This is a genomic window from Clostridium sp. TW13 (assembly GCF_024345225.1).
Taxonomy (GTDB): domain Bacteria; phylum Bacillota; class Clostridia; order Clostridiales; family Clostridiaceae; genus Inconstantimicrobium; species Inconstantimicrobium mannanitabidum.
In genome coordinates, this window is the sequence record NZ_BROD01000001.1 from 783,935 (window position 1) to 796,769 (window position 12,835).

10 protein-coding genes are annotated in these 12,835 nt (G+C 32.0%); all 10 read left to right on the top strand.

The window, feature by feature from the left end; translation table 11 throughout:
* Window positions 1–48: 48 nt before the first annotated feature.
* The 10 genes from OCU47_RS03660 to OCU47_RS03705 all read left to right on the top strand — a co-directional run bounded on the left by OCU47_RS03660 (window position 49) and on the right by OCU47_RS03705 (window position 12,829).
* On the top strand, window positions 49–1,260 hold the full coding sequence (locus OCU47_RS03660; RefSeq protein WP_261827236.1) for a M16 family metallopeptidase: 1,212 nt from the start codon (window positions 49–51) through the stop codon (window positions 1,258–1,260).
* Window positions 1,261–1,275: 15 nt separating this feature from the next.
* Window positions 1,276–3,057 (top strand): single-stranded-DNA-specific exonuclease RecJ, encoded by a 1,782-nt coding sequence (gene recJ / locus OCU47_RS03665; RefSeq protein WP_261827237.1) that lies wholly within the window; start codon window positions 1,276–1,278, stop codon window positions 3,055–3,057.
* Window positions 3,058–3,094: 37 nt separating this feature from the next.
* Window positions 3,095–4,168, top strand: coding sequence for an undecaprenyldiphospho-muramoylpentapeptide beta-N-acetylglucosaminyltransferase (locus OCU47_RS03670; RefSeq protein ID WP_309297428.1), 1,074 nt, complete (start codon window positions 3,095–3,097; stop codon window positions 4,166–4,168).
* Between the two features lie 199 nt (window positions 4,169–4,367).
* Window positions 4,368–4,793 carry a flavodoxin domain-containing protein gene (locus tag OCU47_RS03675; RefSeq protein ID WP_261827239.1) on the top strand — a complete coding sequence of 142 codons (426 nt, stop codon included), beginning with the start codon at window positions 4,368–4,370 and terminating at the stop codon, window positions 4,791–4,793.
* A gap of 85 nt (window positions 4,794–4,878) precedes the next feature.
* Window positions 4,879–8,385 (top strand): pyruvate:ferredoxin (flavodoxin) oxidoreductase, encoded by a 3,507-nt coding sequence (nifJ, locus tag OCU47_RS03680; RefSeq protein WP_261827240.1) that lies wholly within the window; start codon window positions 4,879–4,881, stop codon window positions 8,383–8,385.
* Between the two features lie 334 nt (window positions 8,386–8,719).
* Complete coding sequence (locus OCU47_RS03685; protein WP_261827241.1) at window positions 8,720–9,106, top strand: DUF1292 domain-containing protein; 387 nt, start codon at window positions 8,720–8,722, stop codon at window positions 9,104–9,106.
* Window positions 9,107–9,192: 86 nt separating this feature from the next.
* Window positions 9,193–9,834: an HAD-IB family hydrolase gene (locus OCU47_RS03690; RefSeq protein ID WP_261827242.1), complete on the top strand. Its 642-nt coding sequence runs from the start codon at window positions 9,193–9,195 to the stop codon at window positions 9,832–9,834.
* Window positions 9,835–10,094: 260 nt separating this feature from the next.
* Entirely contained in the window at window positions 10,095–11,870 is a 1,776-nt protein-coding gene (locus OCU47_RS03695) for a DUF342 domain-containing protein (RefSeq protein WP_261827243.1), read from the top strand.
* A 10-nt stretch (window positions 11,871–11,880) separates the two neighbouring features.
* Window positions 11,881–12,330: a chemotaxis protein CheW gene (locus OCU47_RS03700; RefSeq protein WP_261827244.1), complete on the top strand. Its 450-nt coding sequence runs from the start codon at window positions 11,881–11,883 to the stop codon at window positions 12,328–12,330.
* Between the two features lie 10 nt (window positions 12,331–12,340).
* Window positions 12,341–12,829 (top strand): chemotaxis protein CheD, encoded by a 489-nt coding sequence (locus OCU47_RS03705; RefSeq protein WP_261827245.1) that lies wholly within the window; start codon window positions 12,341–12,343, stop codon window positions 12,827–12,829.
* The last annotated feature ends 6 nt before the right edge of the window (window positions 12,830–12,835 follow it).

The following is a 12,835-nucleotide window of genomic DNA, read 5'->3' on the forward strand; positions in this document are numbered from 1 at the left end:
TGAATAACAGTCCCTTTTAGAGTTTGAAGATATGAATGGAGTTAGAAGATGAAAGAATATATATTGCAGAATGGTATAAAATTAATATATAAGAATATTCCAGGGGCAATTACTTCTTTTTGTATAGGTTTTGAAGCTGGAGCAAACATGGAAAAACCTTCAGAAATAGGGGTGGCACATGCACTAGAACATATGGTGTTTAAAGGAACTTCAACAAAATCAGAAGATGAAATAAATGAACAGTGTGATGAGCTTTTTGCCTTTAATAATGCTATGACTAATTTTCCTTATGTAATATACTATGGAGTATGTGATAAGTTGGATTTTAATAAAGCTTTTTCATTATATAGTGATATATTAGTTGCTCCTATTTTTAATAGTGGATTTAATGAAGAAATAGATGTAATATGTACAGAGAGTAGAGAGTGGAAGGAAGACTTGGAACAATATTGTGAAGATGTATTGTTTTATAATTCCTTTGATAAGAGAAGGATAAAGCATACCATAATAGGAAGTGAAGAACAGGTAAAAAAGATAACTTTAGAAGAAGTAAAAGCATTTTATAATAGATATTATATTGGTTCTAACTGCACAGTAACTGTTGTAACTTCAATTGATGAGGAAGCGGTCAGGAAAATTGTTGAAGGAAACATGGGAATTTTGCCAAGAGGAAGCAAGATGGTCAATGGTGTCATTTATGAAGAGCTAACACAAGGTGCATTTGAAGTAATGGTTCCAGGATTTACGGGAGCAAAAATTGAGTATGCCTTTGATATAAGTGAATTGAATTCAGATGAAATAGAGGTATTGAATTTATTTAACTTATGGTTTAGTGAAGGAGTTTCTTCACTTTTATATAATGAGTTAAGGACAAAAAAAGGGCTTGTATATGATGTTTCTGCAACAGTAAAGAATGAAAAAGGCATTAAGTTATTTGTAATTAATGCAAGTACATCAAAAGATAAAATAGGTGAAGTGAAAAATATTATTGATATGATAATAAATAGGCTAAGGTCAAAAGACGTTGATATATCAAAAGAACAATGGGTAAAATTGCAAAAGAGATTAAAAAGAAAGCGTAATTTGGATGTGGAAAGAGGTATAATATTAGCTGTTAGGCTTACAACCTATAGTATAATGTACGGGGAAGGCAAAAGGCTTATAGATGAATTAGAAGGCAACTTTAATTTGGATTTTGAACAGATGACTGATGTTGTGTGCAAAATATTTAGTAAAGCAAGCAGTCAGATTATAGTGTAGTTATTGGAGGAAGAAATGCAGGAACAATGGTTTTTGATAAATAGAAAAGATGAGAAAACATCCATTGAAAATTTAATTAATGAACTAGATGTAGATTATTATACTGCAAAGTTATTGGTTAACCGTGGAATAGAGGAGATTGGAGAAGCAAAGAAATTTTTGAATCCGACTATTGCTAATTTTTACTCTGAGACTTTAATGAAGGATATGGAACGGGGAGTAGAAATTATTTGTAATGCCATAAAATCAGGAAAGAAGATAATAGTTTATGGCGATTATGATTGTGATGGGGTTATTAGTACAGTGGTCTTAACTAAGGCATTAAAACAGCTAAATGCTAATTTTAATTATCATATACCTGATAGAGAATCAGAAGGCTATGGTATGAATATAGATAGAATAAAAAAGTTAAAAGAAGAAGGCTATGAAGTTATATTGACTTGTGACAATGGTATTGCAGCTTTTGAAGAAATAAATTTAGCTAAATCACTAGGTATGCAGGTTGTTGTAACTGATCATCATGAAATACCAGCTTTTGAAGAAAATAATACTTTGGTGAGGAGAATGCCAGAAGCAGATGCTATCATAGATATAAAACGAGAAGATTGTCCATATCCTTTTAAGAATTTGTGTGGAGCTGGTATAGCATTAAAATTTATAATATGCTTATATAATAAGTTCGATATAGATGATGAGCAGTGGATAAATCTTATTCAATATGTTGCTATCGCTACTGTATGTGATGTGGTTGATTTAAAAGAAGAGAATAGAGATATAGTTAGTTATGGATTGAAAAAAATTATGTCCACAGAGAACCTAGGTTTAAAAGCATTGATTGAAGAAACAGGACTAAAGGATAAGGTGATTTCTGTAACACACCTGGGATTTGTGATAGGTCCATGTATAAATGCTACAGGAAGGCTTGAAAATGCAAAATTATCAGTAGACTTATTTTTGAGTGAAACAGAAGAGGAAGCAAAAGCATTAGCAAAGAAATTAGTGGAATTAAACAAGGAAAGACAAGAGTTAACCACTGAAAGTACTGAAAATGTCATTGAAGAAATTGAGAAGAGTAACATGAGCAAAGATAAAGTATTATTAATATACAGTCCTAATATTCATGAAAGTATAGCAGGAATAGTTGCAGGAAGAATAAAAGAAAAATATTATAGGCCTACTATTATTATGACAAAAGGGAAGGAAATGCCTAAAGGGTCCGGGCGAAGTATAGATGAATATAATATTTTCGAGGAACTTTCTCGTTGCAAAGAGTATATAAGTAAGTTTGGTGGTCATCCAATGGCAGCAGGTCTTTCAGTAGAGGAAGAGAAGTTGCATTTAGTGAGAGAAGCCTTGCTGAGAAATTGCGCTTTGACTAAAGAAGATTTAATGCCTAAACAAAGAATAGATTTTAGGCTGTCTGTAGATAAAATCAATGAAAATATAATAGAGAATTTTGAAAAGATAAAGCCTTATGGCAAGGGAAATCCAGCGCCTTTATGTGCTGAAAAGGGATTGGAGATTTCCAGAGTGTGGATTCTTGGTAAAGATAGAAATGTAATTAAGTTTAGGGTGAATATCCCCAATAGTTATAAAACTATAGATGCTATAGGATTTGGAAATATAATAGATAGATTTAAAGAATCTTTCGAAGAAAAGTATGGTAATGAAAGACTGATTGAAGTATTGGAAAGTACTTACGGGAACTTTAATATGGATTTTATTTATGTTCCTAAAGTAAATGAATATAATGGTAATAAGAACATACAACTTGAGATAAAGAGTTTAAGGTTATAGTGTAAGATTTGATTTAATGATTAAGGGAGTGGTAAATTTGAAAAAACACAAAATAATTATGACAGGTGGAGGAAGTGCAGGTCATGTTACTCCTAATTTAGCTCTTGTACCTTTATTAGAAAAGCAGGGTTTTGAAATAAAATATATTGGTTCAAAGGATGGAATAGAGAAAGATATAATAACAAAAGCAAAAATACCTTACTATGGAATATCTTCAGGAAAGTTAAGAAGATACTTTGATTTAAAAAATTTTAGTGATCCGTTTAAAGTTATAAAAGGAATAGGCGATGCGTTGAAGGTAATAAGAAAGGAAAAGCCAGATGTGATATTTTCAAAAGGAGGCTTTGTATCAGTTCCAGTTGTTATTGCAGCTCATTTGAAGAAAGTGCCAGTAGTTTCTCATGAATCAGATATGACACCTGGTCTTGCCAATAAGTTAGCAACACCATTTTGTAATAAGATTTGTGTTACATTTCCTGAAACTGTAAAATATATAAGCGGAGATAGAGGAGTAGTAACTGGAACTCCAATTAGAGAAGAAGTATTAAAAGGTGATAAGACAAAAGGTAAAAAAATAGCTGGTTTTAGTGACGACAAGCCTATACTTTTATTGATAGGGGGAAGCCTTGGATCAAAATTCTTGAATGATACACTTAGAAGCACGTTACCTAAAATTCTTAAAGAAATGAATGTAATCCACATATGTGGAAAAGGAAATTTAGATTCTTCACTTAATAATAAAAAAGGATATAAACAGTTTGAATATATTTCAGAAGAGTTACCGAATATATTTGCTGTAGCAGACTTCATTATTTCTAGATCTGGAGCTAATTCAATTTTTGAGATTTTAGCTTTAAGAAAACCAAACTTGTTAGTACCTTTATCCAGAAATGCATCAAGAGGTGATCAAATATTAAATTCAATGTCTTTTGAAAAACTTGGTTTTAGTAAGGTAATAGAAGAAGAACAGTTAACATCTGATAGCTTGATGGCTGCTTTGGAAGATTTGAAAAAAAATAGAAATACATTTATAAAGAACATGGAAAAATCAGAATATAGCAATGGAAATGAAAAGATACTGAAAGTAATTATGAATGCCATTAAAAGATAATTTCTATGGAAATTATCTTTTAATTTTCTGAAAATAAACTCAATACAGAACTTTGGCAATAGTTCTAATTAAGAATAATATTAAAATAAGGTTGAAAAAACAAAATCATAAGGTATAATTAATATTGTGCAAAAAGATTAGTTTGCATTGATAAAATAAAATTGTTAATAATTTAACAAAAATGAAAGAGGTGCAACAAATGAAAAAAATATCTATCATATATTGGAGCTGTGGCGGAGCTGTAGAAACTCTTGCAAAGCATATTAAGGCGGTAGGAGTTGAATGTGGTGCAGAAGTTTTAATGAAGCATGTTCAAGAGGCTTCTATTGACGATGTTATTAATGCAGATGCTGTAGCATTGGGTAGTCCAGTGACTGATGGTGATAAGATTGAGCAGCAAGAAATGCAGCCATTTGTAGATGCACTTAATGAATTAAAAAATGATGGCAAGAAAATGATGTTATTTGGATCTTGTGGATGGAATGATGCTACATTTATTCATAAATGGGCAGAAAAGATGACAAGTTATGGATTCAATGTAATTGGAGAGTTGCCAATAAAGGATTCTAGTACAGAAGATGATTTTGTAAAATGTACAGAGTTCGTAAGAGAACTTATAAACTAACAGTTGATTTTTAGATTTCTAATGAAAGTTAGAAATTTATTAATAAAAAAGATTATACTTATATAATGAAAGAGGGGTCTATGCGATGAGAAAAATGAAAACTATGGATGGTAATACTGCAGCAGCTCATATAGCGTATGCATTTACAGAAGTTTCTGCAATATATCCAATCACACCATCATCACCAATGGCTGAACATGTAGATGAATGGGTAGCGCAAGGAAGAAAAAATATATTTGGACAACCTGTAAGAGTTATGGAAATGCAATCAGAAGCTGGAGCAGCTGGTGCTGTTCACGGTTCATTACAAGCTGGAGCATTAACAACAACATTTACAGCTTCACAAGGTCTATTATTAATGATACCAAATATGTACAAAATCTCTGGAGAAATGTTACCAGGAGTATTCCACGTATCAGCTAGAGCATTAGCAACTTCAGCATTAAATATATTTGGAGATCATCAAGACGTTATGGCAGCAAGACAAACAGGTTTTGCAATGCTTGCAGAAGGATCAGTTCAAGAAGTTATGGATTTATCAGCAGTAGCTCACTTAACAGCTATTAAGACAAGAATTCCATTCTTAAACTTCTTCGATGGATTTAGAACTTCTCATGAAATTCAAAAGATCGAAGTTCTTGAATATGATGAATTAGCTAAATTACTTGACTGGGAATCAGTTAACGCATTTAGAGCAAGAGCTTTAAATCCAAACCACCCTGTAACAAGAGGTACAGCTCAAAATGCAGATATCTACTTCCAAGAAAGAGAATCTGTAAACAAATTCTATGATGAATTACCAGAAACAGTAGAAAAATACATGAATGAAATCACTAAGTTAACTGGAAGAGAATATCACTGTTTCGATTACTATGGTGCACCAGATGCAGATAGAGTAATCGTAGCTATGGGTTCTGCTACAGATGTATGTGAAGAAACTATAGATTACTTAAATGCAAACGGACAAAAAGTCGGTGTTGTTAAAGTAAGATTATTCAGACCATTCTCAAATGAAAGATTATTAGCAGCTATTCCAAAGACAGCTAAGAGAATTGCTGTTTTAGATAGAACTAAGGAACCAGGATCAGCTGGAGAACCATTATACTTAGATGTTAGAAATGCATTCTTCGGTCAAGAAAATGCTCCACTAGTTATTGGTGGTAGATTTGGTTTAGGATCAAAGGATCCAAATCCAGGACATATTGCTGCAGTTTATGCTAACTTAGCACAAGATGCACCAAAGAATGGATTTACAATAGGAATCAATGATGATGTTACTAATACTTCATTAGTAGTTACTGAAGATATAGATGCTACTCCAGAAGGAACTACAGCTTGTAAGTTCTGGGGACTAGGATCAGATGGTACTGTTGGAGCAAACAAGAGTGCTATAAAGATCATAGGAGACCATACAGACATGTATGCTCAAGGATACTTCTTCTACGATTCAAAGAAATCTGGTGGAATTACAGTATCTCACTTAAGATTTGGTAAGAAGGCGATTAAGTCACCATACTTAATAAACAAAGCAGACTTTGTTTCATGTTCTAACCAATCATACATCCACAAATACAATGTACTTGATGGATTAAAACCAGGTTCAACTTTCTTATTAAATACTATCTGGACTCCAGAAGATTTAGAAGAAAAGTTACCAGCATCATATAAGAGATTCTTAGCAAATAACAATATTAAGTTCTATACTTTAAATGCTATTGCTATAGCTCAAGAAATTGGTCTTGGTGGAAGAATTAACATGATAATGCAATCAGCATTCTTCAAGTTAGCTAGAATCATACCACTAGAAGATGCAATAAAATACTTAAAAGATGCAGTTGTTGCTTCTTATGGTAAGAAGGGTGAAAAAGTTGTTAACATGAACAACGCAGCTATCGATAGAGGTGTTGAATCAATAGTTGAAATTAAGATCCCAGAAGCTTGGAAAACAGCTGTAGATGAAGAAGCAGCTCCAGTTAAACATGCTTCTAAATTCGTTAAGGATATAGTTATCCCAATGAACAGACAAGAAGGAGATCAACTTCCTGTATCTACATTTGTAGGAATGGAAGATGGTACATTTGAAGCAGGTACTGCAGCTTTCGAAAAGAGAGGAATTGCAGTTAACGTTCCAGAATGGGATTCAGAAAAATGTATTCAATGTAACCAATGTTCTTTAGTATGTCCACATGCTGCTATAAGACCATTCTTATTAACAGAAGCAGAAAAGAATGCTGCTCCAGCTGCAACTAAGACAGTAGCTACTAAGGGAATAAAGACTGAAGAAACTTTAGTATATGCAATGGGTGTAACACCACTTGATTGTTCAGGTTGTGGAAACTGTGCTCAAATATGTCCAGCACCAGGAAAAGCATTAGTTATGAAACCACAAGAATCTCAACATGATCAAATAGATGCTTGGGATTACTTAACTTATGAAGTTTCTACTAAGAAGAACCCAATGAACAAGAATACAGTTAAGGGTAGCCAATTTGAACAACCATTACTTGAGTTCTCAGGAGCTTGTGCAGGTTGTGGAGAAACTCCATATGCTAAGCTTATAACTCAATTATTTGGAGATAGAATGATGGTTGCTAATGCAACAGGATGTTCTTCAATTTGGGGAGGTTCAGCACCTTCTACACCTTACACAACTAACAAAAATGGACATGGTCCAGCTTGGGCAAACTCTTTATTTGAAGACAATGCTGAATATGGATTAGGTATGTTCTTAGGAGTTAAGGCTATAAGAGAAAGAATAGCTGAAAGAGCTCAAGAAGCAATCGCTGCAGGAGATGCTGCAAAGGATGCTCTTCAAGATTGGTTAGACAACATGAATGAAGGAGCTGGAACTAGAGAAAGAGCTGATAAATTAGTAGAAGCTCTAGAAAAATCAGGAAGTGATATAGCAAAAGCTATATTAGCTGAAAAAGACTACTTCGTTAAGAGATCTCAATGGATCTTCGGTGGAGACGGATGGGCTTACGACATCGGATACGGTGGAGTTGACCACGTATTAGCTTCAGGAGAAGACGTAAATGTATTTGTATTTGATACAGAAGTTTACTCAAATACAGGTGGACAATCTTCTAAATCTACACCAACTGCTGCAATAGCTAAATTTGCTGCATCAGGTAAGAGAACAAAGAAGAAGGATCTTGGAATGATGGCTATGACTTATGGTTACGTATATGTAGCTCAAGTTAACATGGGAGCTGATAAGAACCAAGTTCTTAAAGCAATCGCTGAAGCAGAAGCTTACAAGGGACCATCATTAATAATCGGTTATGCACCATGTATAAACCACGGTTTAAGAATTGGTATGGGTAACAGCCAAGAAGAAGCTAAGAGAGCTACAGCTTGTGGATACTGGCAAATGTACAGATTCAATCCTGAATTAAAGGGAACTGAAACAAATCCATTCAGCTTAGATTCTAAAGAACCAACAGCAGACTTCAAGGAATTCTTAATGGGCGAAGTAAGATACTCTTCACTTGCTAAGGCATTCCCAGAACAAGCTGAAGCTTTATTCGAAAAGACTCATAAAGATGCTATGGAAAGATTAGAAGGATACAAAGCATTAGCTAATAAATAATTTTAGAAAATAGATTGATGATAATGAAGAGCTAGGCATTAAGCCTAGCTCTTTTGATATTGAAAAATAATTTTGTATATTTTGAAAACTGCATACACAAAATAAATCGAAAGAGAATATAAACTGCAGAGAAAAATAATATAAATGCTGTGGTATTGAAAAAATATACTTGTAAAAATATATGTGAAACTAATATAAATACAGAATATTAACTAAAAAATAGTAAAGATGAAAAAAAAGCTTTTATTAATTGAAATTTAAGGTTACAATTAGAACATAACAAATTATCTTAATAAGGAGGTGAATTCACACAAATAGTATGTGTGAGTTAAATATGTCAGAAAAAGATTTAAATAAATGTAATTGTCAATCAGATGAACACGAAGAAAAACAAGGATGCGGTTGTGGCGGACATGATCATGACCATGAGTGTGGTTGCGGCGGACACGATCATGGACACGACCATGAATGTGGATGTGGCTGTGAAGATGAATATGAATCATTTGTAGTGGATTTAGAAGATGAAAATGGAAACATAATCAGTTGTGATGTAATTGATTCTTTTGAATATAAAGAAAAGGAATATGTTTTAGTTCAAAATCCAGAAGATGCATCAGTATACTTATTCAGATCTGAAGGTGAAGAAGGCGAATTAACAGTGCCTGATGAAGCTGAATTTGATGAAGTGACAAAATATTATCAAGAAGAATTAGCAGAATAATTTAAATTAAACAAAAATGAGCACTGATTTTTAGGATGTAATCTTAATTCAGTGCTTTATTTGATTGTATAAATAGAGGTGATATTATGGAGAAATTAGCTATATTCGACATTGATTTTACAATAACTAAAAAAGAAACATTAATGGAATTATTCAAGTTCATGATGCATGAAGATTGTAAAAATATAAAGTTTATTCCGAGGGCTGTATTTAGTGGGCTTATGTTTGTTCTTAAAATATATGATGAGAGAAAAACTAAAGAAACATTCTTGAAGTTTTTGGATGGAATTGAGGCTGAAGAATTAGCAAGAATAGTGAAAAAGTATTATAAAGAAAGATTGAGCAAAATTTTATATAAAGATGCAATTGATAAAATTAAAGAATTAAAAGGTAAAGGATATAAAATTTATTTGATTTCTGCATCTCCTGAATTTTATTTAAATGAGATGTATGCGATTAAGGAAGTAGATAAGATAATAGGAACAAAATTTACTATAAAAGATGGAAGATTCATAAGAAGTATGGATGGCGAAAATTGTAAGGGAGAGGAAAAGGTAAAAAGACTAAAGGAAGAATTAGAAAAGGAAAAAATAGAAGTGGATTTTAAAAATTCATATATGTTTTCAGATTCTTTGTCTGATAAACCATTATTTGATTTAGTAGGTAATCCGTATTTGATTAACTTTAAGAAAAACCATGAATATATTAAAAAATTAAATTGGAATTGATAAAATTCATAATATAATTTAAAATATAATCAAATGTATAAATGTATAATAAAAATATAAGAATTTAAATACAAAATATGCATGGAATCAAAAAAAGTGTCGTTAATATAAAAAATGTGATATAATTTATAATATAAATGAAGAAATGAGTGATTTCGTTGCGAAAATTATGTGATTTTTAAATGAAATATATCGTTACCACAAATGAAATATGGTATAATTCAAATGATGAGAAGTTGTTATAGGGGGGGTATATTTATATGGATGGGGATTCAGAAGATATACAAGTTAAAAATGAAGGTGCTTACGTTAAAGATGGGAAATTAATGTTTAGTACCGATGGATCAAATGATAGTAAATTCACCGTGAAATTAAATCCTTCAAAACATATGAAAATAATTGTCGATGGATGTGAGTATGAAACAGCTTGTGAAGTCACATGTAAGAATGATGTTAAAGTGGAATTGGTTTCGAGTAAGGCGGAAAGAAGATTAGATATCAATATTTCTAATGATAAATTAAAAGTTTATGCATGTGTTGAATATATATCTCAACATCAATACAAGCTTAAAGATTTACCTATATCAAGACGTCTAGATTTTGTTGAGGAGTTTGATAAAGAAATACAACCTCCATTATATACAATAGATGAAGTAAAAGAAATATTGAAAAGCAAAAATGTAGTATACGGCTTAAATCTAGAAAATATTAAAAGTTTGTGTGAAGATAAAAATGGCACTGAATACATGGTTGCTGAAGCAAAAGAAATAATTGAAACAGTTCAAGATACTGTGAAATTAGAGTTTGAGAAGGAAAAAATTCACAAGGTAGCTGATGATGCTGTCAATATTGATTTTAGAGAAGTAAAAGATATTGCTATGGTAAAACCAGGAGAAAAAATTGGAGAGATTATACTTGGGAAACAAGGCGAAGATGGAATTAATGTGAATAATAAGCCTATCAAATGTGCCAAGTATATAGCAGGTGCATTCAATATAGGTGAAGGTGCAGCTAAAAAAGACAATTTAGTAATTTCAACTATAGAAGGAATGCCTGAATTTAAAAATAATACATTTTGTGTTAAAAAATTATATCAAGTTGATAGCAATGTTGATTTGTCTACAGGTAATGTTAATTTTATAGGGAGTGTTCTGATAAAAGGAAATGTATCTGAAGGAATGACAGTAGTTGCAGGTAGTGACGTTAATATAGCTGGAAATGTTGAATTAGCCAAGGTTTTGGCTAAAGGTGATTTACATATTAGCGGAAATGTAATTGGAAGCACCATAGTTATTGGTGGAGAAGATGTTGATAAAAAGCAAGAACTTAATACATTGATAAACTTGAAAGAAGAACTTTCAAAATTACAAGAAACTGTCTATTCAATTAAGGAAAAGAATGTTGCAGTGAATAGATATGATGATGGAGAGTTAATAAAAGTATTGGTTGAGAGTAAATTCAAATCAATAAGTACAGACTGTATGAGTATAATCAGATTTAATTTAAAAGAAAAAGGCAAATTTGATGATTTGGTAATGTTAGCAAGGGAAAAGTTAATTGGCCTTGCACCAGTAAAAATAAAACATGTAAATGAACTTGATTGTATACGTACATTAGTTGAGGAATATATAAAGGAAATATCAACTGGTATAAAGATTCATTCTAAAGCTATTTTCTCATATATTCAAGGAACAAATGTAAGTTGTTCAGGAGATATATTTATTGATGGTAGGGGAGCCTACACATCTAATATAATAGCTAACAACTCGATTTATTTTACAAGAAAAGACAGTGTTTTACGAGGTGGAAGACTTCAGGCGGAAAAAGAGATAAAGTGTGGAGTAATTGGAAGTGACGGTCATGTGACAACCGTTGTGGAGATAGTAGGTAAAGGGGATATATGGGCAGAAGTTGCCTATGCTAATACGATATTTAAAATTAAAGGGAAGACTTTAACTTTACAAGATGATTCTAAGAATATTCATGTATATTTAGATGAGATGAATATGATAGATATAGATAAATTGAGTCTATAGGAGGAGAAAAATGAATAATAATGAAGTGAAATTATTAATTTTCAGCTTGAATGGCGAAAAATATGCCACAGATATTATGGATGTTGAAAGAATATTAGGTTACGAGACTCCAACAGAATTGCCAGACTCACCTGATTTTGTGAAAGGTGTAATTAATTATGAAGATGGGATTCTACCAATAATGAGTCTTTCTGCTAAGTTTAACTTTGGTGATAAGGAAATAAAACCTGAAGCTAAGATTGTTGTAATAAAAGATAATGATTTTAAAATAGGTATTATAGTTGATAATGTTTATGAAGTTATGGATGTCAAAACGGATTTGATTGAAAAACCTTCGACTATAGGAGCTAGTATATCGCAAAGATATATGAGTGGCTTGATAAGATTAGATGACAAAATAGTAATTCTGCTGGATGTACCTAAGATTTTAAATCAAGAAGAAAAAGATCAATTGAGATAGAGGAATTACGATGATACAGAAAGATGTAAGAGTGGGTATAGCAGACTTAAATGTAGTAAATTCTCCAGACAGAATTATGACCATTGGATTAGGATCTTGTGTAGGAATAGTTATGTATGATAAAGTTAAAGAAATAGGTGGACTTGCTCATATTATGTTATCAGATAGTTCTCAATTCAAAAGTGTCACTAATCCGCTTAAATTTGCAGATTTAGCAATTCCTATATTGCTAGATAAGTTAGTGCAATTAGGGTGCAATAAGAAAAATATTACTGCTAAGATTGCAGGGGGAGCTTCTATGTTTGCGTTTTCGGATAAAAGCATGATTAGTGATATTGGAGAACGTAATGGTGAAGCAGTAAAAATAGCATTGAAAAAATTATGTATCCCAATTGTGTCCGAACATCTGGGAGGCAACAAAGGAAGAACAATGATCTTAGATTCTTCTAATGGGCAAGTAACTATAAAGATAGTCGGGCAAGGAATAATCGAAATATAATGGAGT

Excerpts from the sequence above, each read along its gene's own strand:
- OCU47_RS03675 (WP_261827239.1), top strand. The coding sequence starts at position 4,368 with ATGAAAAAAATATCTATCATATATTGGAGCTGTGGCGGAGCTGTAGAA.
- OCU47_RS03660 (WP_261827236.1), top strand. The coding sequence starts at position 49 with ATGAAAGAATATATATTGCAGAATGGTATAAAATTAATATATAAGAAT.
- OCU47_RS03695 (WP_261827243.1), top strand. The coding sequence starts at position 10,095 with ATGGATGGGGATTCAGAAGATATACAAGTTAAAAATGAAGGTGCTTAC.
- OCU47_RS03700 (WP_261827244.1), top strand. The coding sequence starts at position 11,881 with ATGAATAATAATGAAGTGAAATTATTAATTTTCAGCTTGAATGGCGAA.
- OCU47_RS03685 (WP_261827241.1), top strand. The coding sequence starts at position 8,720 with ATGTCAGAAAAAGATTTAAATAAATGTAATTGTCAATCAGATGAACAC.
- nifJ (WP_261827240.1), top strand. The coding sequence starts at position 4,879 with ATGAGAAAAATGAAAACTATGGATGGTAATACTGCAGCAGCTCATATA.
- OCU47_RS03705 (WP_261827245.1), top strand. The coding sequence starts at position 12,341 with ATGATACAGAAAGATGTAAGAGTGGGTATAGCAGACTTAAATGTAGTA.
- OCU47_RS03690 (WP_261827242.1), top strand. The coding sequence starts at position 9,193 with ATGGAGAAATTAGCTATATTCGACATTGATTTTACAATAACTAAAAAA.
- recJ (WP_261827237.1), top strand. The coding sequence starts at position 1,276 with ATGCAGGAACAATGGTTTTTGATAAATAGAAAAGATGAGAAAACATCC.